Origin of the sequence: Hydrogenophaga sp. (assembly GCF_019264445.1) — a bacterium.
Classification (GTDB): domain Bacteria; phylum Pseudomonadota; class Gammaproteobacteria; order Burkholderiales; family Burkholderiaceae_C; genus Hydrogenophaga.
This window is the reverse complement of sequence record NZ_JAHVAB010000040.1, coordinates 60,093-83,421: the sequence shown is the minus strand read 5'-3', so window position 1 is coordinate 83,421 and position 23,329 is coordinate 60,093. Positions and strand designations below refer to the sequence as shown.

At 66.3% G+C, this 23,329-nt stretch carries 19 protein-coding genes and 1 pseudogene; 9 read left to right on the top strand and 11 right to left on the bottom strand.

All coding sequences use genetic code 11. The annotated features are described in order from the left end of the window. Positions 1–37 precede the first annotated feature (37 nt). Entirely contained in the window at positions 38–1,438 is a 1,401-nt protein-coding gene (gene gorA, locus KXJ60_RS06275; RefSeq protein WP_291125285.1) for a glutathione-disulfide reductase, read from the bottom strand. After that, a complete protein-coding gene (locus KXJ60_RS06270) occupies positions 1,435–2,340 on the bottom strand; it encodes a LysR family transcriptional regulator (protein ID WP_291125282.1) in 906 nt (301 codons plus the stop codon). The genes gorA and KXJ60_RS06270 overlap by 4 nt, the downstream gene beginning before the upstream one ends. A gap of 101 nt (positions 2,341–2,441) precedes the next feature. Between KXJ60_RS06270 and KXJ60_RS06265 the strand changes: the two genes are divergently transcribed. Genes KXJ60_RS06265 through KXJ60_RS06255 form a run of 3 tightly spaced genes read left to right on the top strand, consistent with a single transcriptional unit; the run spans position 2,442 to position 4,766 of the window. Further along, positions 2,442–3,065 (top strand): glutathione S-transferase, encoded by a 624-nt coding sequence (locus KXJ60_RS06265; RefSeq protein WP_291125281.1) that lies wholly within the window; start codon positions 2,442–2,444, stop codon positions 3,063–3,065. Further along, entirely contained in the window at positions 3,062–4,012 is a 951-nt protein-coding gene (locus KXJ60_RS06260) for a pyridoxamine 5'-phosphate oxidase family protein (protein ID WP_291125279.1), read from the top strand. The genes KXJ60_RS06265 and KXJ60_RS06260 overlap by 4 nt, the downstream gene beginning before the upstream one ends. 7 nt (positions 4,013–4,019) lie before the next feature. Then, on the top strand, positions 4,020–4,766 hold the full coding sequence (locus tag KXJ60_RS06255) for an SDR family NAD(P)-dependent oxidoreductase (RefSeq protein WP_291125278.1): 747 nt from the start codon (positions 4,020–4,022) through the stop codon (positions 4,764–4,766). 131 nt (positions 4,767–4,897) lie between these two features. On the opposite strand, the gene KXJ60_RS06250 is transcribed toward KXJ60_RS06255, so the two are convergent. Further along, positions 4,898–5,749, bottom strand: coding sequence for a 3-hydroxybutyryl-CoA dehydrogenase (locus tag KXJ60_RS06250; protein ID WP_291125276.1), 852 nt, complete (start codon positions 5,747–5,749; stop codon positions 4,898–4,900). Between the two features lie 157 nt (positions 5,750–5,906). Between KXJ60_RS06250 and KXJ60_RS06245 the strand changes: the two genes are divergently transcribed. Together KXJ60_RS06245 and KXJ60_RS06240 are read left to right on the top strand one after the other, a co-directional pair. Then, a complete protein-coding gene (locus tag KXJ60_RS06245; RefSeq protein ID WP_291125275.1) occupies positions 5,907–7,619 on the top strand; it encodes a choline dehydrogenase in 1,713 nt (570 codons plus the stop codon). Then, complete coding sequence (locus KXJ60_RS06240) at positions 7,564–7,863, top strand: antibiotic biosynthesis monooxygenase family protein (RefSeq protein ID WP_291125273.1); 300 nt, start codon at positions 7,564–7,566, stop codon at positions 7,861–7,863. The genes KXJ60_RS06245 and KXJ60_RS06240 overlap by 56 nt, the downstream gene beginning before the upstream one ends. A 20-nt stretch (positions 7,864–7,883) precedes the next feature. Here the strand turns inward: KXJ60_RS06240 and rocF are convergent, their stop codons facing one another. Further along, complete coding sequence (rocF, locus tag KXJ60_RS06235; protein ID WP_291125271.1) at positions 7,884–8,801, bottom strand: arginase; 918 nt, start codon at positions 8,799–8,801, stop codon at positions 7,884–7,886. Between the two features lie 123 nt (positions 8,802–8,924). On the opposite strand from rocF, the gene KXJ60_RS06230 reads away from it, so the two are divergent. Then, positions 8,925–10,007 (top strand): DUF6352 family protein, encoded by a 1,083-nt coding sequence (locus KXJ60_RS06230; RefSeq protein WP_291125269.1) that lies wholly within the window; start codon positions 8,925–8,927, stop codon positions 10,005–10,007. A 21-nt stretch (positions 10,008–10,028) separates the two neighbouring features. Here the strand turns inward: KXJ60_RS06230 and icmF are convergent, their stop codons facing one another. From icmF to KXJ60_RS06205, 5 genes are all read right to left on the bottom strand, one after another. Beyond that, complete coding sequence (gene icmF / locus KXJ60_RS06225) at positions 10,029–13,322, bottom strand: fused isobutyryl-CoA mutase/GTPase IcmF (protein ID WP_291125267.1); 3,294 nt, start codon at positions 13,320–13,322, stop codon at positions 10,029–10,031. Between the two features lie 44 nt (positions 13,323–13,366). Continuing rightward, complete coding sequence (locus KXJ60_RS06220) at positions 13,367–14,245, bottom strand: PPK2 family polyphosphate kinase (protein ID WP_291125265.1); 879 nt, start codon at positions 14,243–14,245, stop codon at positions 13,367–13,369. Positions 14,246–14,388: 143 nt separating this feature from the next. Beyond that, on the bottom strand, positions 14,389–16,395 hold the full coding sequence (locus tag KXJ60_RS06215) for a TRAP transporter large permease subunit (RefSeq protein WP_291125263.1): 2,007 nt from the start codon (positions 16,393–16,395) through the stop codon (positions 14,389–14,391). Continuing rightward, positions 16,395–17,012: a TRAP transporter small permease subunit gene (locus tag KXJ60_RS06210; protein ID WP_291125262.1), complete on the bottom strand. Its 618-nt coding sequence runs from the start codon at positions 17,010–17,012 to the stop codon at positions 16,395–16,397. Before KXJ60_RS06210 ends, KXJ60_RS06215 begins: the two co-directional genes overlap by 1 nt. Before the next feature lie 59 nt (positions 17,013–17,071). Then, on the bottom strand, positions 17,072–18,190 hold the full coding sequence (locus tag KXJ60_RS06205; RefSeq protein ID WP_291125260.1) for a TRAP transporter substrate-binding protein: 1,119 nt from the start codon (positions 18,188–18,190) through the stop codon (positions 17,072–17,074). 187 nt (positions 18,191–18,377) lie between these two features. Between KXJ60_RS06205 and KXJ60_RS21665 the strand changes: the two are divergent. The 3 genes and pseudogenes from KXJ60_RS21665 to cqsA form a co-directional block, all read left to right on the top strand. Beyond that, positions 18,378–18,941, top strand: a pseudogene (locus KXJ60_RS21665) (MBL fold metallo-hydrolase); the annotation flags it as partial. A 204-nt stretch (positions 18,942–19,145) separates the two neighbouring features. Further along, on the top strand, positions 19,146–19,565 hold the full coding sequence (locus tag KXJ60_RS06195) for a rhodanese-like domain-containing protein (protein ID WP_291125434.1): 420 nt from the start codon (positions 19,146–19,148) through the stop codon (positions 19,563–19,565). A gap of 168 nt (positions 19,566–19,733) precedes the next feature. Then, a complete protein-coding gene (gene cqsA, locus KXJ60_RS06190) occupies positions 19,734–20,999 on the top strand; it encodes an alpha-hydroxyketone-type quorum-sensing autoinducer synthase (RefSeq protein WP_291125259.1) in 1,266 nt (421 codons plus the stop codon). 1 nt (position 21,000) lies between these two features. Here the strand turns inward: cqsA and KXJ60_RS06185 are convergent, their stop codons facing one another. After that, positions 21,001–21,987 (bottom strand): response regulator, encoded by a 987-nt coding sequence (locus tag KXJ60_RS06185; protein ID WP_291125257.1) that lies wholly within the window; start codon positions 21,985–21,987, stop codon positions 21,001–21,003. A 7-nt stretch (positions 21,988–21,994) separates the two neighbouring features. Next, the gene (locus KXJ60_RS06180; protein ID WP_291125255.1) at positions 21,995–23,179 is read right to left on the bottom strand and encodes a HAMP domain-containing sensor histidine kinase; all 1,185 of its coding nucleotides are present in this window, start codon (positions 23,177–23,179) and stop codon (positions 21,995–21,997) included. Between the last annotated feature and the right edge of the window lie 150 nt (positions 23,180–23,329).

Sequence of the window (23,329 nt, the reverse complement as noted above, 5' to 3'; positions counted from 1 at the left end):
ATTGTGGCGCTGCCACATGACGCCCGCCGCATGTGGGTTACCGCTTGACCGGCTCGCGCATGGTCACGAACTCTTCGGCGGCGGTGGGGTGGATGCCGATGGTGCTGTCGAACACGGCCTTGGTGGCGCCGGCCTTCAGCGCCACGGCAAAGCCCTGCACGATCTCGCCGGCCTCGGCGCCCACCATGTGCAGGCCCACCACGCGGTCGCTGGCGGTGTCCACCACCAGCTTCATCAGCGTGCGCTCGGTGCTGCCCGAGAGCGTGTGCTTGAGCGACTTGAACTCGCTGCGAAAAATGGTGACCTCGCCAAACTTCTCGCGCGCGGTCTCCTCGCCATAGCCCACCGTGCCGATGCTGGGGTGGGTGAACACGGCGGTGGGGATGAACTCGTAGGCCATGCTGCGCGGTGGCTTGCCCGCCGCCGGGCCGAACAGCTGGTCGACCACCACCATCGCCTCGCCCAGGGCCACGGGCGTGAGCTGCACGCGGTTGGTGACGTCGCCCACGGCGTAGATTGAGGGCACGCTGGTCTGGTAGCGTTCATCGACGATGACCTCGCCCGCCTTGCCCTGGGCCACGCCCACAGCCTGCAGGCCCAGGCCCTTCACGTTGGGCACGCGGCCGGTGGCGTAGAGCACGGCGTCGGCCAGCACCTCGCCACCGCCCTTGAGCGCCACGCGCAGGCCTTCGGCCGTGCGGGTGATAGCGGCTACATCGGCCCCCAGCCGCAGGTCCACGCCGGCCTTGGTCATTTCCTGTGCCACAAAGTGGCGAATCTCGTTGTCGAAGCCGCGCAGCACCTGTTCGCCGCGGTAGAGCTGCGTCACGGAGGCGCCCAGGCCGTTGAAGATGGAGGCGAACTCGCAGGCGATGTAGCCGCCCCCCACGATCAGCAGGCGCTGGGGAAAGGGTTCGAGGTCGAAGATGGCGTTGGAGTCGATGACGTGCTCGCGCCCCTCGATCCCGGGCACGCTGGGCGTGCCACCGGTGGCGATCAGGATGTGTTTCGCCGTCACGCGCTTTTCGCCGGGCTCACCGTGGACATTGAGCACCACGGACTGCGCACCGTCGATGCGCGCGAAGGCGTTGAACACCGTCACCCCGGCGCCGGTGAGCAGGTTGCCGTAGATGCCGTTGAGGCGGCTGATTTCCTTGGCCCGGTTGGCCTTGAGCGTGGACCAGTTGAAGCTGGGTGCCGCGCCTTCCCAGCCGAAGCCGTGCGACTCCTCGAACGCCTCGGCGTAGTGCGCGGCGTAGCTGTAGAGCTTCTTGGGGATGCAGCCCACATTGACGCAGGTGCCGCCCAGGCCGTCGGTGCCGAGCATCTCGGCCAGCGCCACGCGCGCACCGCGCTGCGCCGCCATGCGCGCGGCGCGCACGCCGCCGCTGCCGCCGCCGATCACGAACAGGTCAAAGTCGAAAGTGGAAGTGGTCATGGTGGTGGGTTTCCGGGCGCAAAGCCCTTGAGTTCCTGGCGGATGAAATCGATGAACGCGCGCGTGCGCGCGGGCAGCAGGCGGGCGTGGGGGTAGACCACATGGATCGGGCGCGGGGCTTCCTCGAAATCGTCCAGCACGGTTTCAAGATGCCCCGACTGCAGCAGCGGCGCCACCTGGTACGACAGGAACTGGCCGAAGCCCGCGCCCGCTGCGCAGGCTTGCACGGCCGGCGCAATGTGATTGAACTCCAGGTTGCCGCTCACGTGCAGCTTGAGGGTTTTGTGGCCGTCGCGAAACGGGCCCCAGGTGGGCGTGTGGTCGGTGATGCGCACGCAGTTGGTGGACAGCAGGTCGTTCGGGTGGGTGGGGCGGCCGTGCTCGCGCAGCCATGCCGGGCTGGCCACCACCACCCGCCGCATCTGGCCCAGCGGCAGTGCGACGAGGCTGGAGTCCTCCAGGTGACCGATGCGGATGCCCACATCGATGCCTTCTTCGAGCAGGTTCACCACGCGGTCCAGCAGCGTCACGCGACAGCGCAGCTGCCGGTGCTGCAGTGCAAAGCGCGTGACGATGGGCGCGACGTGCATCTGGCCAAACAACACCGGCGCGGTGATGGTGAGCAGGCCCGTCGGTTCGGCAGCATCGTTTTTCAGCTCGGCCTCGGCATCGTGGAGCGCGGCCAGCAACTGGCGGCAGTTGGCCAGGTGGCGGCGGCCATCTTCGGTGAGCGAGATGCGGCGCGTGGTGCGGTTGAACAGGCGCACGCCCAAGGCGGCTTCGTAGGCAGCGAGCGAGCGCACCACCGCGGGCAGCGAGGCCTCCATGGCCCAGGCCGCCGCCGTGAGGCTGCCGGCGTCGGCGATCTGCACGAATGTGGTCATGGCGCGGAACTTGTCCATGCGGTATTAAACCGTTTATTGGAGCAGTCAAGTGCACGCGAGGGCATTTATGGAATCCTGTGAAGCAAAGAAGATCGCTGCATCGTCAACCAGGAGTCACCATGAAGCCCACCCTCCAGCTGTACCGCCACGCCATTTCCGGCCACTGCCACCGCGTTGAGTTGTTCCTCTCGCTGCTCGGGCTGCCTTTCGAGCGCATCGATGTGGATCTGGCGCAGCAGCACCACAAGGCGCCCGAATTCCTCGCCATGAATCCGCTGGGGCAGGTCCCTGTGCTGCGCGATGGCGACTTCACATTGCCCGACTCCAACGCCATCCTGGTCTATCTGGAAGGTCGCTATGCACCCGGCCAGTGGCTGCCGCGCGATCCGGTGGGCGCTGCCCGCGTGCAACGCTGGCTGTCCCTGGCGGCCGGGCCATTGGCGTTCGGACCGGCCGCCGCCCGTGTGGTGCAGCTGTTCGGGTTGCCCACCGACCCCAAGGATGCGATCGAGCGCGCCCAGGGGCTGCTGGCCTTGATGGAAGCGGAGCTCGCGCGCTCGCCGTTTCTGGTGGGCGAACGTGCCACGCTGGCCGATCTGGCGCACTACGCCTACGTGGCGCGCGCACCGGAAGGCCTCGTTTCTCTGCAGCCTTATCCGGCCATCCGCGCGTGGCTGGCGCGCATCGAGGCGTTGCCCGGTTTCGTGCCGATGCTCAAGACGCCTGTCGGGTTGGCCGCGTGAACGCCGCGCCCGCGTTTCATGCGGGCGAGCAGGCCTTGCAGGCCCGGGTGGGCGTGCAGGCCCAGATGGCGCAGATCGGCCCGCGCGTGCTGCGCGACCACATGCCCGAGCAGCACCGCGAGTTCTTTGGCCTGCTCCCCTTCTTGGTGGTCGGCAGTGTCGACGCCCAAGGCCAACCGTGGGCCAGCGTGCTGGCCGGCGCCCCCGGTTTCGTGACCTCGCCCGATCCCACGCACCTGCGCATTCGCGCGCACGCATTGCCGCACGACCCGCTGCAGCACACGCTGCATGAAGGCGCGCCTGTGGGTCTGCTCGGCATCCAGCCGCACACACGCCGGCGCAACCGCATGAACGGCACCGCGCGCCTGCGCGACGATGGCCTGCTGGTCGAGGTGGGTCAGAGTTTTGGCAACTGCCCGAAGTACATCCAGGCGCGCGAGCCGGCCTGGGTGCCCACCGCGGACGTGAGCACCGTGGTGCACCAGGGACCGACGCTGGACGAGGATTCGCGCGCGCTGATCCGCGCGGCAGACACCTTTTTTGTGGCCACGGCCCATCCCGAAGCCGCCCACGCGCACGAGCCCCGCCACGGCGTGGACGTGTCGCACCGTGGCGGGGCACCGGGTTTCGTGAAGGTCGATGGTGAGCGCCTCACCGTGCCCGACTTCGCCGGCAACCTGTTCTTCAACACGCTGGGCAACATCGCCCTGAACCCTATGGCAGGTTTGCTGTTTATTGACTTCGAAAGGGGTCAGCGGCTGTATGTGGCGGCGCGCGCCAGCCTGGTGTGGGATGGCGCCGAGCTTGCCGCCTTTCAGGGCGCAGAGCGCCTGCTGCGGCTCGACGTCACACAGGCCGTGCGCGTGCTGGGTGGCCTGCCGCTGCAGTGGGGCACGGCCGAGCGCTCTGCCCATCTGGCCCACATGGGGACATGGCCGTCCCGATAATGGGCCGATGACCTCGACGCCCACACCCGATGCCGCCCGCCCACCCGACGGCCTCGCCGTGGTGCTGGGCGGGACCGGCGGCGTGGGTGCCGCACTGGTGGCGCAGCTGCAGGCCCAAGGTGTCGAGGTGCTGGCCCTGGGCCGGCGTACGCAGCCCGCGCTGGACTACACCGGGGAAGCCAGCGTTGCTGCCTGCGCGCAGCATGTGGCCGACCGCCTGGCGCAATCGGGGTTGCCACTGCAGCGCCTGATCGTTGCCACCGGCTTCCTGCACGGCCACACGGCGAGCGGGCAACGCGCGGAGCCCGAGCGCTCGTGGCAGCACCTGAACACCGACGCGCTGCAGCACAGCTTCCTGATCAATGCCATCGGCCCCGCGCTGGTCATGCGGCACTTTCTCCCGCTGTTGCCCACGCAGGGCCGGTGTGTGGCGGCGTTTCTGTCGGCGCGGGTGGGCAGCATCGGCGACAACCGGCTGGGCGGCTGGTACGGCTACCGCGCGTCCAAGGCGGCGCTCAACCAGCTGGTGCACACCGCAGCCATCGAGCTGGCGCGGCGCAACCGGCAGGCCCTGTGCGTGGCGCTCCATCCCGGTACGGTGGACACGGCCCTGTCCCAACCCTTCGCCAAGACCGGCCTGGAGGTGCGCCCACCCGCCACGGCCGCGCAGGAGCTGCTGCAGGTGATCGACACCCTGCCCGAGGGCAGTAACGGCGGGTTCTTCGATCACCACGGTACGTCAGTGCCCTGGTGACTCAGCAAGGCAAAACCTCCCATCTGCATCCGGCGCGCGTGTCCTGATCCAGGATGCGGCGGATCCGGCTCCGCCGGTCCGCACGCATCGCCCCCTCGGGGGGTGACGCGCGCAGCGCGGCGCAGGGGGGGTCAATACCTATACACGCCGCGCCCGGTCTTGCGGCCCAGGTAGCCCGCCGCCACCATTTCCTTGAGCAGCGGGGCGGGGCGGTACTTGCTGTCGTTGAACTCGGCCATGTAGACGTTCATCACCGCCAGGCACACGTCCAGTCCGATCATGTCGGCCAGGGCCAGCGGGCCGATGGGCTGGTTGGTGCCCAGCTTCATGCCGGCGTCGATGTCGTCCGGCGTGGCGATGCCTTCGGCGAGCACGAAGAACGCCTCGTTGATCATCGGCACGAGGATGCGGTTGACCACGAAGCCGGGCGCGTTCTTCACGGTGATCGGCGACTTGCCCAGCGCTTCGGCCAGCGCCTTCACGGCGTCGTGCGTGGCATCGCTGGTTTGCAGGCCGCGGATGATTTCCACCAGCGCCATCATCGGCACGGGGTTGAAGAAGTGCATGCCGATGAAGCGGTCGGCGCGTTGCGTGGCGGCTGCCAGCTTGGTGATGCTGATCGAGCTGGTGTTGGTGGCCACGATCACCTCGGGTGCGAGCAAGCCATCGAGCTGTTGCAGGATCTTGATCTTGAGGCTTTCGTTCTCGGTGGCCGCTTCAATGACGAGCTGCGCGCCCTTGAGGTCTTCGTAGTTCGTCGAGCCCTTGATAAGCGCCAGCGCCTGGTCCTTGTCGGCGGTGGTGATCTTTTCCTTCTTGATCAAACGGTCCAGGCTGCCTGCCACGGTGGCCAGGCCCTTGTCGACCGCAGCCTGTGCGATGTCGACCATCACCACGCGGATGCCGCGGGTGGCGCAGGCCTGCGCGATGCCGTTGCCCATGGTGCCCGAGCCAATGATGCCGACGGTCTGGATGCTGTTCATGAGGCGCTGCTCCTGTTCGTAAAAGGGGGGTGAAAACCCGGCGTCGCCGGTGTGTCTTTCCTAGGCGGTGCTGCCTAACCACTCGTCAGGCCCTGTGCTACCTTGCCCGCAGATTGTCGCGCACGCCCAGCCCGGCGTTGCCCACCACGGAGACACCATGTTCGACTACATCATCGTTGGCGGCGGATCGGCCGGCTGCGTGCTCGCCGGCCGCCTCAGCGAAGACCCCACCATCCGCGTGGCACTCATCGAGGCCGGCCCGCCCGACCACAGCGTGCTCATCCACTGCCCCGCAGGCCTGGCTTTGCTGGCCAAGAACGGGCAGGCCAACTGGGGCTTGCAGACCGTGCCGCAGCCCGGCCTGAACGGGCGGCGCGGCTACCAGCCACGCGGCAAGGTGCTGGGCGGCTCCAGCTCGGTCAACGCCATGATTTACGCGCGCGGCCACGCCAGCGACTACGACGGCTGGGCCGCGCAGGGCAACCCGGGCTGGTCGTTCGCCGAGGTGCTGCCGTACTTCAGGCGCGCCGAGCACAACGAGCGCGGCGCCGACGCACTGCATGGCCAGGGCGGCCCGCTCAACGTGATGGACCTGCGCAGCCCCAACCCCTTTCTGCCTTCCTTCATCGAGGCGGGTGAGCAGGCGGGGCACCCCCGCAACGCCGACTTCAACGGGGTTGAGCAAGAGGGCGTGGGCGCCTACCAGGTCACGCACAAGAACGGCGAGCGCCACAGCGCGGCCAAGGCCTACCTCACGCCGCACCTGCAACGGCCCAACCTGCAGGTCATCACGAATGCGCTGACCACCCGCGTGGTCACCGACGACACCGACGGCACGGTGCGGGCAGTCGGCGTGGAATACCGGGGGCAGGGGGGGCGGGGGCCGCTGCAGATCTTGCGGCTGAAGGACGGCGGGGAAGTGGTGCTGAGTGCCGGGGCGTTTGGCTCACCGCAGCTGCTCATGCTCTCGGGCATGGGTCCGGCCGACCAGTTGCGCGAGCACGGCATTGCCGTGGTGCGCGATCTGCCCGGCGTGGGGCAGAACCTGCACGACCACGTGGATGTGGTGATCGTGGTCAACGCCCCGCGCGTGAAGGACCTGTTCGGCATTTCCCCCAGCGGCATGGCGCGCGCGCTGCGCGGCATCTTCGAGTGGCGCCGCCACCGCCGTGGCCTCCTGACCACCAACTTTGCAGAAGCCGGCGGCTTCATCAAGAGCGCAGCCGACGAACCCATTCCCGACCTGCAACTGCACTTCGTGGTGGGCAAGCTGGTGGACCACGGCCGCAAGACGGTGCTGGGCCATGGCTATTCGTGCCATGTCTGCCTGCTGCGCCCGCGCAGCCGCGGCGAGCTGCGGCTGGCCAATGCCGACCCGCAGACCGCGCCGCTGATCGACCCGGCGTTCCTGCAGGACCCCGACGACATGGCGCGCCTGGTGCGCGGCTTCAAGCGCATGCGCGAGCTGTTGCAGCAACCCGCGCTCGCGCGGCATGGCGGCACCGAATCGGCGTCGTCGGCCCACGCGAAGAGCGACGCGCAGATCGAGCAGTTCATTCGCCAGCACGCCGACACGATCTACCACCCGGTGGGCACGTGCAGGATGGGGCCTGATGGGGGCCCTGGTGCGATGGACGTGGTCGATGCGCGCCTGCGCGTACATGGCGTGGCCGGGCTTCGGGTGGTCGACGCGTCCGTCATGCCGAGCGTGGTGGGCGGCAACACCAACGCCCCTGTGATCATGATGGCCGAGAAGGCCGTGGATATGATGCGTGCGGATCGCATCCCTCCATCACAACAGCAGGACGACAACCATGATTCTCGAACACGCGGACATCCGCATCGACCCCTCGAAAGCCTCGGAGTTTGAAGCCGCCATCGAGCGCGGTGCCCGCACCGTCATCGGCAAGGCCAAGGGCTTCCAGGGTTACCAGGTGCAGCGCAGCATCGAGAGCCCCGGCCGCTACCTGCTGCTGATCCGCTGGGACACGCTGGAAAACCACACGGTGGATTTCCGCGGGTCTGCCGCATTTGCCGAATGGCGCGCCATCGTCGGCCCCTTCTTTGCGCAGCCACCGGTGGTGGAGCATCTGGAGCTGGTGGCGCAAGGCTGACGGGCACACCCAGCCGCGGCCTACTTTTTCCGCATCAGCGTGGACTTGCCGAACAGGCTTTCGATCAGGTCCACCGCGAGCTCCGCAGTGCGGTTGCGCACATCGAGCGCCGGGTTGAGTTCCATCACGTCCATGGAGGCCAGTCGCCCGGTGTCCGCGATCATCTCCATGCACAGCTGCGCTTCCCGGTAGGTCGGTCCGCCCGGCACGGTGGTGCCCACGCCCGGGGCGATCTCGGGATCGAGAAAGTCCACATCGAAGCTCACGTGCAGGTGCGTGTGCTCGTCCATGCCGGCCAGCGCCTGCTCCATCGTGTGGCGCATGCCCATTTCGTCGATGTAGCGCATGTCGAACACTTCCAGCCCGGCCTCGTGCACCAGCCGCTTTTCGCCGGCGTCCACGCTGCGAATGCCGATCTGCCGCACCACACTCGCGTCCATCGCCGGGGTGGTGCCGCCAATGCCGGTGAGTGCGGCAGGCCCCATGCCGCAGAGCAAGGCCACCGGCATGCCGTGGATGTTGCCGCTCGGCGTGAGGGCGGCGGTGTTGAAATCGGCGTGGGCGTCGAGCCAGAGCACGCGCAGTTGTTTGCCCGCCTCGCGGCAGTGGCGCGCCACCGCGCTGATCGAGCCCAGGCCCAGGCAATGGTCGCCGCCCAGCACGATGGGCAGGCGGCCCAGCGCCAGCTCGGCGTACACAGCCTCGTGCAAGGTCTGGTTCCAGGCGACCACCTCATCGAGGTGGCGATAGCCCGCAGTCGGCGGGCGCCAGGGGTTGGCCGGGCCGTTGAGGTTGCCACGGTCCGCCACCTGCAGGCCTTGGCCTTCGAGCACGGTGGCCAGGCCTGCCACGCGCAGGGCTTCAGGCCCCATGGAGGCACCGCGTGCGCCCGCGCCAATGTCGGTGGGCACCCCGATGAGGCTGATGTCTTTTTGCATGCGGCTATTGTGAGTGCAAGCGCACGCCGGGGCGAACTTGCGGGACGAACGCGCAGGGTGAACGACAATGCGGCCTCCCCCAGTTTTCACTGCCTCCGGGCGCGCGTCCGGTAGGCCTTTTTCATGGCCAATGCCCCTGCCTCTTTCTGGTCCTCGTGTGGCCACGACCAACTCATCCGCGGTGACCGCGGCTGGCTGAGCCCGACCGATGGCTACTGGCGCCTGTGGCTGGCGCGGCCCGAGCTGGCACTGGTGGAAGAGTCGTGCGACGCCGAGCGTGCGCTGCACGCCTCGCTCATGGTCTCGCCCACGCGCGCGGTGACCGCCGCCGAGCTCGACGCCTTTGAAGACGACGACGCGCGCGCCAACCACCGCCTGTTCCTGGGCTTTCGCGACGCCGTGATCGCGGCGGGTTCTCTGGAAGCGGCCTATGCCGGGTTCTTTCGCGCTGGCGCCATCCAGATGCCACCGCTGTTCCTCGACCTGGTGGTGCAGGCGATGGTGTGCCACCTGCTGGCCGACGAGCCCGATGCCTGGCTGTGGCGCGCCGCCGAGATGCTCTTTAGGCGCCAGCGCGTGAGCGTGCAGGACGGCCGCGTGCTCAGTGGCGACAGCGAGGTGCTGGACATGCTCAACGAGACCGGCGGCCTGGGCGACGTGGGCCGCCTGCTGATGCAGGGCGGTGCGAGCCTGCCGGCCACGCAGGTCGAGGTGCTGGGCGACGACAACGCGGCGCGCTACCTGGGCAGCCGCGCGGGCAACGGCCGTTTCAACTTCGTGCTCGACCTCACGCACGAAATCCAGAACGAATTGCCGCACGGCCTCACGCTCACCATGACGCGCTCGCGCTCCGGCCTCAAGGCGCTGGCCGCCGTGCTGGAGAAGTGGGTGCGCCACTTCCACGGCGTGGAGGTGAAGATCCAGCCCGAGGCGCGCGTGGAAGACCCGTCGTGGCGCTGGCACCTGGGGCTCGATGTGGAGGCCACCGCCTTGCTCAACGACTTGTATGTGGGCCACGAGGTGGAGCCTGAGCGCCAGCGGCGCCTCATCAGCCTGTTCCGCCTGAGCTTCGTCCACCCGCAAGACATGCGCGCCGACGTGCGCGGCAAACCGGTCTACCTGGGGTTGGCCATGACGGCCGACGGCCTGCTCAAGCTCAAGCCGCAGAACCTGCTGCTCAACCTGCCGCTGGCCCGCCCGGTGTGAGCGGCGAGCGGCAGGCGCCGCTCACATGTTGCGGCGGTACTGGCCGCCCACCTCGAACAGCGCGCTGGTGATCTGGCCGAGCGAGCACACGCGCACCGCGTCCATCAGCACCTCGAACACGTTGCCGTTCTCGATCACGGCCTGGCGCAGGCGCTGCAGCATGGCCGGTGACTCGGCCGCATGGCGGTTGTGGAAGTCGGCCAGGCGCTGCAGCTGGTTCTGTTTTTCGTCCTCGGTCGAGCGCGCGAGTTCCAGCGTCTCGGGCGTGGTGTCGCCGTGCGGGTTGCGGAAGGTGTTCACGCCCACGATCGGGTACTCGCCCGTGTGCTTGAGCATCTCGTAGTGCATGGACTCGTCCTGGATCTTGCCGCGCTGGTAGCCGGTTTCCATGGCGCCCAGCACACCGCCGCGCTCGGCGATCTTCTCGAACTCCTGCAGCACCGCTTCTTCCACCAGCTCGGTGAGCTCGTCGATGATGAAGGCGCCCTGGTTGGGGTTCTCGTTCTTGGCCAGGCCCCACTCGCGGTTGATGATGAGCTGGATCGCCATCGCGCGGCGCACCGAGTCTTCCGTGGGCGTGGTGATCGCTTCGTCGAACGCGTTGGTGTGCAGGCTGTTGCAGTTGTCGTAGATGGCGATCAGCGCCTGCAGCGTGGTGCGGATGTCGTTGAACTGGATCTCTTGTGCGTGCAGGCTGCGGCCGCTGGTCTGCACGTGGTACTTCAGCTTCTGCGAGCGCTCGTTGGCACCGTAGCGGTCGCGCAGGGCCACGGCCCAGATGCGTCGCGCCACGCGGCCCAGCACCGTGTACTCCGGGTCCATGCCGTTGCTGAAGAAGAAGGAGAGGTTGGGCGCGAAGTCGTCGATGTGCATGCCACGCGCCAGATAGGCTTCGACGAACGTGAAGCCGTTGGAGAGCGTGAAGGCGAGCTGGCTGATCGGGTTGGCACCGGCCTCGGCGATGTGGTAGCCCGAGATCGACACCGAATAGAAGTTGCGCACGTCGTGGTGCACAAAGTACTCGGCGATGTCGCCCATGACCTTGAGCGAGAACTCGGTCGAGAAGATGCAGGTGTTCTGGCCCTGGTCTTCCTTGAGGATGTCGGCCTGCACCGTGCCGCGCACGTTGGCCAGCACCCACTCGCGGATCTTGGCGGCCTCGGTGTCGGTGGGCGCGCGGCCGTTCTCGGCTTCAAATTTCTCCAGGTTCTGGTCGATGGCGGTGTTCATGAACATCGCCAGGATGCTCGGCGCCGGGCCGTTGATCGTCATCGAAACGGAGGTGGCCGGGTGGCACAGGTCGAAGCCGCTGTAGAGCACCTTCATGTCGTCGAGCGTGGCGATGCTCACGCCCGAATTGCCCACCTTGCCGTAGATGTCGGGGCGCGGGTCGGGGTCGTTGCCGTAGAGCGTGACAGAGTCGAACGCCGTGGACAGGCGCTTGGCCGGTGTGCCCGCCGAGAGCAGCTTGAAGCGGCGGTTGGTGCGGAAGGCGTCGCCCTCGCCGGCGAACATGCGCGTGGGGTCTTCGCCTTCGCGCTTGAAGGCAAAGGTGCCGGCGGTGTACGGGAAGCTGCCGGGCACGTTGTCCAGCATCAGCCATTTCAGGATCTCGCCATGGTCTTCGTATTTGGGCAGTGCCACCTTGCGGATGGTGGTGCCCGAGAGGCTCTTGGTGGTGAGCGCAGTGCGGATCTCCTTGTCGCGGATCTTCACCACGTACTCGTCGCCCGCGTAGGCCTTCTGCATGTCGGGCCACTGCACCAGCAGCTTGCGCGCGGCGGGGTCCTGGTCGAGTTCGCGCAGCTGGGCGAGGTCGATCACGGCCTCGGCGGCGCGGGCGCGTTCGGGCTTTTCCACGCGCAGCATGGAGGCCGTGGCCTGCAGCTGCTGGATCTCGCGCGCCAGGCGGGCCTGCTCGATGGCTTTCTTCTTGTAGCCGCGCACCGTGTCGCTGATCTCGGCGAGGTAGCGCGTGCGCGCCGGCGGCACGATGGGCGTCTGGTTGGTGCTGTGGCGCACCTTCACGGCGGGCAGGCGGCCTTCGGTGAGCGGCAGGCCCAGCTCACCGAGGCGGACTTTGAGCGCCTGGTACAGCGCGGTCACACCGTCGTCGTTGAAGCGCGCGGCCATGGTGCCGAACACCGGCATCTGGTCGGGTGGCGTGCTCCAGGCCTCCTGGTTGCGCTGCACCTGCTTGGCCACGTCGCGCAGGGCATCGAGCGCGCCCTTGCGGTCAAACTTGTTGATGGCCACAAACGCGGCGAAGTCGAGCATATCGATCTTCTCGAGCTGGCTGGCCGCGCCGAACTCAGGCGTCATCACATACATGGGCACGTCCACGTGCGGCACGATGGCCGCATCGCCCTGGCCAATGCCGGAGGTCTCGACCACGATGAGGTCAAAGCCGGCGCACTTGCAGGCCGCGATCACGTCGGGCAGGGCGGCGCTGATCTCGCTGCCGAAGTCGCGCGTGGCCAGGCTGCGCATGTACACGCGCTGGCCCTGGCTCCAGGGGTTGATGGCGTTCATGCGGATGCGGTCGCCGAGCAGTGCGCCGCCGCTCTTGCGGCGCGACGGGTCGATGCTGATGACGGCCACGCGCAGTCGGTCGTCCTGGTCCAGGCGCAGGCGGCGGATGAGTTCGTCGGTGAGCGATGACTTGCCCGCACCGCCAGTGCCGGTGATGCCGAGCACCGGCACCTGCTTCGCCTTGGCCCCTTCGCGCAGCGCGGCGACGAGGGCGGCATCGGCGGTGCCGTTTTCCAGTGCGGTGATGAGCTGGGCGAGCGCGCGCCAGTTCATTTCACCCTGGCCTTCGATAGCGGCCAACGCCTTCGGTGCATAGGGGCTCAGGTCGCGGTCGCAGCGCATCACCATCTCGCCGATCATGCCGGCCAGGCCCATCTTCTGGCCGTCTTCCGGGCTGTAGATGCGCGTCACGCCGTAGTCCTGCAGCTCGCGGATCTCGGCCGGCACGATCACGCCGCCGCCGCCGCCAAACACCTGGATGTGCTCGCCGCCACGGCTCTTGAGCAGATCGACCATGTACTTGAAGTACTCCACATGGCCGCCCTGGTAGGAGCTGATGGCGATGCCCTGCGCGTCTTCCTGCAGGGCCGCGGTCACCACTTCGTCGACCGAGCGGTTGTGGCCCAGGTGGATCACCTCGGCGCCCATGCCCTGCAAGATGCGCCGCATGATGTTGATGGCCGCGTCGTGGCCGTCGAACAGGCTCGCAGCGGTGACGAAGCGCACCTTGTGCGTGGGGCGGTAGTTGGCCAGGGCCTGGAACTCGGCGGCGAGGTTGCTCATGGTGTCTCTCTTCTGTCTTGCGGGGGGCGGGCGTGGCGGAGGCTTCAGTCGATGCGAAGGCCGTTCAACGCGGGGTTGGGGGGTGGATAGCGCAGGTCGAGCGCCTTGAGGGTGTCGCGCACCACGGTGGCGATCATGAGGTTGCGGTGGGTCTTCGAATTGGCGGGCACCACGGTCCAGGGCGCCCACGGCGTGCTGGTTTCTTTCAGCAGCGCTTCGTAGGCGCGCTGATAGTCGGCCCACTGCCGGCGCACCTCGATGTCGCCCATGCTGAATTTCCAGTGCTTGGTCGGGTCGTCCACGCGCTCCTGCAGGCGCTGGCGCTGTTCGTCGCTGCCGATGTGCAGCATGAACTTCAGGATCACGGTGCCGGTCTCGGCCAGCAGCCGCTCGAAGTCGTTGATGTGCGCATAGCGCTGCGCGGTCTGCTCGGGCGTGATCCAGCCGTTGACCACGGGCACCAGCACGTCTTCGTAGTGGCTGCGGTTGAACACCATGGTCTCGCCGGCGCCCGGCATCTTCTGGTGGATGCGCCAGAGGTAGTCGTGGTCGCGCTCGGCTTCGGTGGGGGCCTTCCAGCCCACGGTGTGCACGCCCAGCGGGCTGGTGCGCGAGAACACGCCGCGCACGGTGCCGTCCTTGCCGGCGGTGTCGGTGCCTTGCAGCACCACCAGCAGCTTGAAGCGCCGGTCGGCGTAGAAGAGGTCCTGCAGGCCGTCGAGCTCCTCGGCGATGGCCTGCACGGCGGCTTGGTCGGTGGCCTTGCTCTCGCCAGAGAAGGGCTTGGCCTCTGGCTTGAACTTCTTGAGAGAGACTGGCTTGCCCGGGTCGGGGGCGATCTGCCAGTCGCGCCAGACGCTGCCTTTGCTCGCGAGCAGGGCCGCCGGCGGGAAAGGCAGCGCGGGGACGTTCGAACGGGGCATGGAAGGGGTCTCCGGGCGGTTCGCTGGTGCGCTGCGGCGCGCATCCGTTTGGTTGACGTTTACGTAAACGTCATGTTAACCGGATTCGCCAGAAAAAGGGGCGCCGAAGCGCCCCTGGAAGGTGTTGAGGACTGCCCGGCAGATCACCGGTACAGCACCTGCGGCAGCCACAGGCCGATGGCCGGGAACTGGTACAGCAGCACGATGGCCAGGATCTGGATGCCCATGAAGGGCAGCATGCCGGCAAAGATCTGGTTCAGCGTCACGTGCTTGGGCGCAACCCCCTTGAGGTAGAACGCACTCATGGCCACCGGTGGGCTCAGGAAGGCGGTCTGCAGGTTGAGGGCCACCAGCAGGCCGAAGAACAGCGGATCCACGCCAAAGTTGTCCAGCAGGGGAATGAAGATGGGCATGAAGATCACGATGATCTCGGTCCACTCCAGCGGCCAGCCCAGGATGAAGATCAGCACCTGCGACAGGATCAGGAACTCGGTCTTGGTGAGGTTCATGCCCAGCACCCACTGCTCCACCAGCTCCTGCCCACCCAGCAGCGCGAACGCCGCCGAAAAGATCGCCGAGCCCACGAAGAGCCAGCACACCATGGCGCTCGTCTTGGCGGTGAGGAACACGCTTTCCTTGATCACGCCAAAGGTGAGTTGCCGGTAAGCCGCCGCCAGCAGGAAACCGCCGAACGCACCGACCGCGGCCGCTTCCGTGGGCGTGGCCAGACCGAAGACGATCGAGCCCAGCACCGCCAGGATGAGCACCAGCAGCGGGAAGAAGCTGGAGAGCAGCATCTTGAAGACTTCGAGCCGCGTGAAGCTGAGGATGGCGTAGAAGATGACCATGGCCAGTGCACCCACGGCCAGGCCAATCCAGTAGCTCATGGAGGCCGGCTTCGTGGTGGCTGCGGGTTCGGCGGCCTCGGCGGCGGCTGCGGCCGCAGGCTCGGCCACCGCGCCGCTGGCGCTGGTGCTGGCCGCTTCCTTGTCGGCACCCGGGGGTTCCGCCACGGCGTCCGACTGTGCACCGGGTGGCTCGGCCACGCCCTCGTCTTCAGACGGCGGCTCAGCGAGCCCACCTTCTTCATCTTTGGGTTCGGCCAGCCCGCCTTCGCTGCTGCTGTCTTCGTCCACGGTGCTGCCCGCGCCCATGGGCTGCAGCTCTTCGTAGGTTTCCACTGGCACCACCGTGGTGGCGCTCTGGTAGCTGGCGATGGCGACGGCCGCGAACAGGATCGCAGGCAACAGCGCGATGCCCAGTTGTCCCAGCAGGTAGCGGGTGGAGACGTCCTGGTTGCGCTTGCCGTTCAGGGCCTTGATCAGGCGGGAGACGGCCCAGCCGTCGCCCGTGGCACCGATGGCGGTGAGGGAAGCAGGCAGCGGCACGAAGCGTTGCGCCGCGGTGAGCGGTGGCGCCCAGTTCGGCTTGACCTTGGCCATGACGATCACGTACACGATGTACAGGCCGGCCAGCATGATGCCGGGGAAGAAGGCGCCGGCGTACAGCTGCACCACCGACACGCCTGCGGTGGCGCCGTAGACGATCAGCAGCACCGACGGCGGGATCAGGATGCCGAGGCAGCCACCGGCGGTGATGACGCCAGCCGACAGCCGCACGTCGTAGCCCGCGCGCAGCATCTGCGGCAGGGCCAGCAGGCCCATGAGTGTGACGACCGCGCCCACGATGCCGGTGGCGGTGGCAAACACCGCGCAGGTCACCAGCGTGGCCACGCCCAGCGAACCGGGCACGCGCGCCAGCGCCAGGTGCAGGCTGCGGAAGAGCTTGTCGATCAGGTTGGCGCGTTCGACGAGGTAGCCCATGAACACGAACAGCGGGATCGAGATCAGCACGTCGTTGCCCATCACCGAGAAGGCGCGCTGCACCATGAGGTCCAGCGTCTGCTTCATGGCACCGGCCGCGCTCTGGTCGCCCGAGTGGTAGGCGAAGAACGCGAACATCATGCCCATGCCCATCAGCGTGAAGGCGGTAGGAAAGCCCAGCATGATGGCCACGACCACCAGCGACAGCATGAGCAGGCCATAGTGGCCGTTGGTCATGGTGTCCACACTGAACACCATCGTGAGGGCTGCTGCGCCGATGAGCGCCATCAGCGAGAAGCCGAACCAGAGTTCTTTGCGGATGCGCATCACTGGCCGCCTTTCTTCACGACGAGGCTGTCCAGCGCTTCAATGTCGGCGTCTTTCACATTCACCATTTCTTTGAGTTTGTCCACGTCCACTTCCTCCACGTCGTCTTCGCGTGAAGGCCATTCGCCGGTTTGCAGGCACATGACGCAGCGGATGATTTCCACAATGCCCTGCAGCAGCAGGAAGGCGCCGGCAATCGGCACCACGAACTTGAACGGATAGACCGGCAGCGGGTCGGCGTTGAAGGTCTGCTCGCGGATGGCCAGCGAGTCGTTGGCAAAAAACCAGCCGGCATAGGTCAGCGCCAGAATGCCCGGCAGAAAAAACAGGATGTAGAGGGTGAGGTCGACGGCCGCCTGCGTGCGGGGTTGAAAGAACCCATAGAGCACGTCGCCGCGCACATGGCCGCTCTTGGCCAGCGTGTAGGCGCCCGCGCTCATGAACAGCAGGCCGTACATCATGATCTGTGCATCCAGCACCCAGGCATGGGGCTTGTTGAGCACATAGCGAGAGAACACCTCCCAGGTGATGAGCAGGGTGAGGGAGACCACGCTCCACGCGCACGCCTTGCCGAACCAGGTCGACAGTCTGTCAACGGCCAATAACAGTTTTTGCATGTGAATTTCCAGAAACAGAAAGGGGCGCCCGAAGGCGCCCCGGGCGAGGCGAAGCCCGATCAGGATTTCTTGGCGCCCTTGCCGAAGTAGTGGTTGTAGGCCATCTTGAAATCGACCAGGTAGTCGTTCTGCCACTGACCTGCGCGCTGGGCAAACGCCTTCTGGGAGTCCAGCACCTTCTGGAAGATCGGGTTGGTCTTGGCCTTCTCGGCGATGGTCTGGTCCCAGGCTTCCAGCTGGGCGCGCAGGATCGGATCGGGTGTCTTGTAGAACTTCACGCCGGCCTTCTTCAGCTCGATGTAGTCCTGCGAGTTGCGCTGAATCGCCTTCCAGCTCATGTCGGCGCTGGCGGCCTGCACCGCGTAGTCCACGATGGCCTTGACTTCCGCCGGCAGCGCGTTGAGCTTGGTCTTGTTGAACAGGATCTCGAACTGCTCACCGCTCTGGTGGAAGCTCTGCAGCATGCAGTTCTTGGCCACGTCGGGGAAGCCCAGCACACGGTCGCTCGATGCGTTGTTGAACTCGGCTGCGTCGATCAGGCCACGGTCCAGCGCAGGCACGATTTCGCCGCCAGGCAGCGGGTTCACGGCCGTGCCCATCTTGGTGAACACGTCTACCGCCAGGCCCACGGTGCGGAACTTCAGGCCCTTCATGTCGGCCACCTTGGCCACAGGCTTCTTGAACCAGCCCAGCGGCTGCGTGGGCATGGGGCCGTAGAGGTAAGAGGCCACGTCCAGGTTCAGGCTGGCGTAGATCTCTTCCAGCAGGGCCTTGCCGCCGCCGTAGTTGTGCCAGGCCAGCACCATGTTGGGGTCCATGCCGTAGGCCGGGCCGGAGCCCCACAGTGCCAGCGCGGAGTTTTTGCCGTAGTGGTACGCGACCACGCCATGGCCGCCGTCCAGCGTGCCCTTGGCCACCGCTTCAAGCAGCTGGAACGCAGGCACCACGGCGCCGGCAGGCAGCACTTCGATCTTCAGACGGCCACCGGCCATGTCGTTGACCTTCTTGGCAAAGTCCTGTGCGTATTCGTGGAAGATGTCTTTCGATGGCCACGTGCTCTGGAAGCGCAAGGTCGTGGTCTGTGCCGTGGCGATCATCGGCACGGACATGGCGCCTGCAGCAACGGCGGCGCCTTTGATCATGCCTCGGCGCGAAGTGACGGTCTTCTTGTCGGTCATCGGGTGTCTCCAGTCGGGTTGTTGAGCCGCTGATGATGCGCTCAAGGTGCGTTGCGCATTCGCAGGGTTTTCACCGACCACGGACAAAGCCAGTTGTGCATGTCCTTGTTCTGCATGGCGTGGCACCAAAATCGGGCGTGAAAAATTCTGCAGTCAATTTTGAAATTTCGATGCCGAGGCCTCGGGCATGATGGAAACCCCACAGATCCAGCCCGGCGCCGAGCCGGGCGCCGGCGCATCGAGGCCTCCCATGAAACCGATTCAACTGTTCGACCCTGCTTCCAGTACCTATACCTATGTGTTGTTTGATCAAGTCAGCCGGGAGGCGGTGATCATTGACCCGGTGGACGAACAGATCGAGCGCGACCTCGCGACCCTGCGCGAGTACGGTCTGAAACTGGTCTGGACGGTGGAAACCCACGCCCATGCCGACCACATCACCAGCGCGGGTCGTCTGGCCGAACTCGCTGGCGCGAAGACCGCCGCCCCCTCGGGATGCGGCATCGGCACGGCGGGCATCCAGCTGAACGACGCAGACACGCTCAGCTTTGGTGCCGAACAGCTCAAGGCGCTGAGCACGCCGGGGCATACCGCCGGCAGCATGAGCTTTGTGTGGCGCCAGCATGTCTTTACCGGCGACACGCTGCTCATCAACGGTTGTGGCCGCACGGACTTTCAGTCGGGCAGCGCCGAGGCGCTCTTTCGCAGCATCACGCAAGTGCTGTTTTCCTTGCCGGACGACACCATCGTCTGGCCGGGCCACGACTACCAGGGGCGTACTTGCTCAAGCATCGGGCAGGAAAAGGCCGCCAACACGCGCGTGGCAGGCAAAACCCAGGCCGAATTCGTGGCACTCATGAACGCCCTCGAGCTTCCGCGCCCCAGGCGCATCGACGAGGCTGTGCCTGCCAACCTCACCTCCGGCCTGCGACACGACGCCGATGGAGTGCTGCAGATGCAACCCGTCCCACCCGGTGGCGCGCACCAGGGAACCTACGCGGGCGATGTGTCGCCCGAACTCGCCTGGCAATGGGTGCAGGCGGGCGAGGCCGTGCTGGTGGATGTGCGCACCGACGCCGAGCGCGAGTGGGTCGGCTTTGTGCCCGGCGCCTTGCCGCTGGCATGGAAGCAGTGGCCTGGCATGGCGATGAACCCTGACTTTGACGCCCTGTTGCGTGCCGCGTCGGGCAGCAAGAAAGTGGTGTTGCTGTGCCGCAGCGGTGTGCGCTCCATCGCGGCGGCCAAGCGCGCGACCGAGCTGGGCCTGGAGGCTTACAACATATTGGAGGGATTCGAAGGCGATCCGGACGCCGATGCCCACCGCGGACAGAAAGGCGGCTGGCGCTTCCGTGGTCTGCCATGGCGGCAGAACTGAGTGCACTGGTGCCGGGAGGCGTTGCAAATTTGCATCGCCGCCTGTCGGCTTAAACGACCGAAACTTGAGTAGAAAGCCTCACAACCCCTGTCAACCCTGACAGGGTTCGTGCAATTTTTCACGGATTTCTTTTTTCAATGGGGTTTTCTTTCCGCCAAGGAGAACCTCATGGAAACGCTGGAACGCGCGCCCGTCGTCGCTGCATTCAAGAACCCGCCGCTGTCTGCGACGCTCACCCAGCGGATCGAACGGGACTTCAAGCCGCGCTGGGAGGGGACCTGGGGCGGCAAGTTTGTGCTCCACGGATCGTCGCCCGGGCCGAATGCGGTTCGTCTGGACGGCAACGACTATCTGAGCGTGACGGGTCGGCCGGAAATCGTGGCCGCGCAGGTCGAGGCCATCACCAAGGCGAGCGAGTTTGTGGTGCAGTCCGGTGTGTTTCTGCTTCAGCAGCACCCGACCCGGGCGCTGGAGATGGCGCTGGCGGACTGGGTCGGCAAGGAAGACGCCTTCGTCTGCCAGTCCGGCTACTCGGCCAATGTGGGCCTGTTGCAATCCATCGCAGACGCCAGGACGCCGGTGTACCTGGACACCCAGGCCCATGCGTCGCTTTGGGAGGGCGCACACGCGGCTCGGGCACCCGCCTTTGCGTTTCGCCACAACGACGCCGCCCATCTCGACAAGATCATGGCCAAGAACGGCCCCGGCGTGGTGGTGGTGGATTCGGTTTACAGCACCACCGGTTCGGTGTGCCCGCTCGAGGCGATGGTCGAGGTCGTGGAAAAGCACGGCAGCATGATCCTGGTGGACGAATCCCATTCGCTGGGCACGCACGGGCCTGGCGGTGCCGGTCTCTGTGCGGAGCTGGGGCTCACGGACCGCGTGCATTTCATCTCCGCGAGCCTGGCCAAGTCGGTGGCAGGGCGGGCCGGCTTCTTCACAGCGCCGGCCAGCATGCGCTATTACATCCTCAGCTCCAGCTTCCCCAACATCTTCAGCTCCTGCTTGCTGCCGCACGAAGTCGCCGGCCTCAAGGCCACGGTGGGCGTGTTGCGCAAGGCCGACGCCGAGCGTGATCGCCTGCGTGTGATTACCCGGCGCGTGCGTGACACCCTCAGCGGCCTGGGCTATCCGCTGCACCATGGCACAGAGCAAATCATTGCGCTGGAAGCCGGGAGCGAGCCGGACACGATGCGCCTTCGCGACGAACTGGAAACGCGCGGTGTGTTCGGCGCCATCTTTTGCGCCCCGGCCACCAGCAGCAAACGCGCGCTGGTGCGCCTGACGCTCAACGCCGCCTTGACCGAAGCGGAGCTGGAGCACCTGGAGGCGGTGGCGCGCGAAATCGCGCCGATCGTCAAGCCGTGGGATTGGCCCTGCGCGCGCCGCGCTCGCGCCCAGGCGGGTGCGATGGAGACCGCAGAGGCCGCTTGACCTAAGTGTCTTGAACGGTGCGCCCGCCCTGGGCTTCCAGAAAGTGCCGGTAGGCGTAGATGGGCTGGGGCAGGTCGCTGGGTTGCAGGGTGAAGACGGCACCACACAGCACGCCGTCGTCACCGATGGCAAACGCCGGGGCTGTGCGCACCGGGCCGCGCAGGCCCATCTGCTGATGCAGTTCGACGGCGGCCAGCCGTTGGCCCGCACGCACGGCGCGCACCGTGTCGAACCCCAGGCCCGCCGATCCCGCCAGCTCCGCCAGATCCGGCAGGCTGGACGTGGGCTCCAGTTGCAGCCAGTGGCAGGTGCCCATGGAGTCGAGGCCGATCAGCCCGAACGGCTCTCCGAGCACCACGTACTCCACCCAATGCTGCTCCGTGTAGGCGCGCAAGGCCTGCGCCACTGATGGAATCTGCAACATCGATTGCTGCGCCGGTCGCAACGCCGCACGCCAGAGGGTGTTGAGGCGCGGATGGGGCGTCTGTGAGAGCTTGCGCAACACACCGAGCAAGTGGCGTGTGATGTCGGTGGTCTGTTTGGGCACGAACTGGTCGATCAGGCCGTTGTTGAAGGCCTGTATGGCGATCTGCTCGTCTGCCTGACCCGTGAGCAACACCCGCGAACCCGGCCAGTCCAGCAGGGTGTTGAGCACCCTCAGACCGTCGGTGCCCGGCATGGCGTAGTCCACGACGCATGTCTGTGCAAGCTCGTAACGCGCCGCGCTGATGGCCCAGTAACGCAGCACTTGCGGCAGCAAGGGCTGGCCCTGCCGCCAGCGCTCGATCATCTGCAACTGGGTCATGGCATCGGCTTCCCAGCGGGCGGGTTCGTTCTGCATGCGTGCGCCGAAACCCGACGGCCGCGAGAAGAGCTCGACCTGCCAGTGCGCAGGAATGACCATGCCCAGCATTTCAAGGTAGTCCGTGTCGTCGTCCAGGAAGAGGACGCTGCCGGGGCGGTGGAAGAGCGAAATCGTCAGTGCCATCTTGTCATCAGCCTGAAACGGCCTGAGACGCGGCCGCGGGTGAGTGGAGCGGCAGATCGATCATGAAGACCGCGCCCAGTCCGGGTTGAGAGTGAACGCTGAGACGACCATTGGCCGCCTCCACCACGTTCTTGCAGAAGGTCAGTCCCAGGCCATTGCCGGCACCAGACTGCGTCGAGAAAAAGGGTTCGAAGATGCGCTGCAATTGTTCGTGCGTGATACCGATGCCATCGTCCGACACCGCAATGCGGCCCTTGCCATGGTGCAGGCCGACGTCCACGCGCAAGTCGCCCGGGCTCGGTGCCGTGCTGGCGGCCGCCAGCGCATGCAGCGCGTTCTTCAACAAATTGGTGAGCACCTGGGCAAACAGGGGACGGGACGCGGTGAAACAAAAATCGCTCTGAATGTGCACCTGCACGCAATCGCGCTCGCGCGATGAGCGGTACGGGTATTGATTCACCACCTCCTGCACCAGTTCCGCGGCCATGATCATGGATTGCTCGCGAGGCAGGCGCATCAACTGGGCGTTGGAGATCTGCGTGTCGATCTGGCGGTTCATGCTGCGCACGAGGTTCTGCAAGCGCGTGGCCAGTTCGTCGAGCTTTTTGCGTTTGGACTCGGGCACGTCGTGCTGCACGAGATTGCGCAGCACGTCGCCCATGAGATTGACCGTGGCCAATGGCGTGCGGAGTTCGTGCGCCATCACACCCATGGTGCTCAAGGTGTTGAGCAACCGCGCTCGCCTCAGGTTGGCGCTCGAAAAGCCCAGCATGAGGCCCATGAGCCAGGCAAAGCCGATCACCACCACGTTGGCCAGTGGCTCGGCAAAAGCCTGTGTGCTGCCTCCATGGAACTCTGCGGTGGCCCAACCCGCCAGTCCACCCGTCACGAGGCCGAGCGTGGCCAGGCGCCAATCGGTGGCGTGGTAATAAATGAGGATCATGGCGGCGACGCTTCCGAGCCAGGCGGCATTTCCGCCATTCATCCAGTACATCCACGTGAAGAACCAGGGGAGCTGGATCCAGGTGGCCAGACTGAAAAGGCGACCGCTTTCCGTGGAGGACGGATCCCTGGAGATGCGGGGCAGCACATAGATCAGCGCAAGAAAGGCCATCACCAGCCGCGCCCAGAGGTTCTCGTACGGTTGGGGAACGAGGTGGCCCCAAATGCCGTAGATGACCAGGTGGCCCACAAAGTGAAGGCACCGATCCACAACAGCCTGTACCGCGATGGGTGCAAAATAGGTTCCACTGGCGCGTGGACAACCTCGTCCAGCAACCACCGCCACAAGCGGGTTTTGGCGCTGAGCATCCACAACCGGTCAAACGACAATATGCACTCC

What these genes read in the sequence shown, in the direction of transcription:
- gorA (WP_291125285.1), bottom strand. Translation starts at nt 1,438, where the DNA reads ATGACCACTTCCACTTTCGACTTTGACCTGTTCGTGATCGGCGGCGGC.
- KXJ60_RS06270 (WP_291125282.1), bottom strand. Translation starts at nt 2,340, where the DNA reads ATGGACAAGTTCCGCGCCATGACCACATTCGTGCAGATCGCCGACGCC.
- KXJ60_RS06265 (WP_291125281.1), top strand. Translation starts at nt 2,442, where the DNA reads ATGAAGCCCACCCTCCAGCTGTACCGCCACGCCATTTCCGGCCACTGC.
- KXJ60_RS06255 (WP_291125278.1), top strand. Translation starts at nt 4,020, where the DNA reads ATGACCTCGACGCCCACACCCGATGCCGCCCGCCCACCCGACGGCCTC.
- KXJ60_RS06250 (WP_291125276.1), bottom strand. Translation starts at nt 5,749, where the DNA reads ATGAACAGCATCCAGACCGTCGGCATCATTGGCTCGGGCACCATGGGC.
- KXJ60_RS06245 (WP_291125275.1), top strand. Translation starts at nt 5,907, where the DNA reads ATGTTCGACTACATCATCGTTGGCGGCGGATCGGCCGGCTGCGTGCTC.
- KXJ60_RS06240 (WP_291125273.1), top strand. Translation starts at nt 7,564, where the DNA reads ATGATTCTCGAACACGCGGACATCCGCATCGACCCCTCGAAAGCCTCG.
- rocF (WP_291125271.1), bottom strand. Translation starts at nt 8,801, where the DNA reads ATGCAAAAAGACATCAGCCTCATCGGGGTGCCCACCGACATTGGCGCG.
- KXJ60_RS06230 (WP_291125269.1), top strand. Translation starts at nt 8,925, where the DNA reads ATGGCCAATGCCCCTGCCTCTTTCTGGTCCTCGTGTGGCCACGACCAA.
- icmF (WP_291125267.1), bottom strand. Translation starts at nt 13,322, where the DNA reads ATGAGCAACCTCGCCGCCGAGTTCCAGGCCCTGGCCAACTACCGCCCC.
- KXJ60_RS06220 (WP_291125265.1), bottom strand. Translation starts at nt 14,245, where the DNA reads ATGCCCCGTTCGAACGTCCCCGCGCTGCCTTTCCCGCCGGCGGCCCTG.
- KXJ60_RS06215 (WP_291125263.1), bottom strand. Translation starts at nt 16,395, where the DNA reads ATGCGCATCCGCAAAGAACTCTGGTTCGGCTTCTCGCTGATGGCGCTC.
- KXJ60_RS06210 (WP_291125262.1), bottom strand. Translation starts at nt 17,012, where the DNA reads ATGCAAAAACTGTTATTGGCCGTTGACAGACTGTCGACCTGGTTCGGC.
- KXJ60_RS06205 (WP_291125260.1), bottom strand. Translation starts at nt 18,190, where the DNA reads ATGACCGACAAGAAGACCGTCACTTCGCGCCGAGGCATGATCAAAGGC.
- KXJ60_RS06195 (WP_291125434.1), top strand. Translation starts at nt 19,146, where the DNA reads ATGCAACCCGTCCCACCCGGTGGCGCGCACCAGGGAACCTACGCGGGC.
- cqsA (WP_291125259.1), top strand. Translation starts at nt 19,734, where the DNA reads ATGGAAACGCTGGAACGCGCGCCCGTCGTCGCTGCATTCAAGAACCCG.
- KXJ60_RS06185 (WP_291125257.1), bottom strand. Translation starts at nt 21,987, where the DNA reads ATGGCACTGACGATTTCGCTCTTCCACCGCCCCGGCAGCGTCCTCTTC.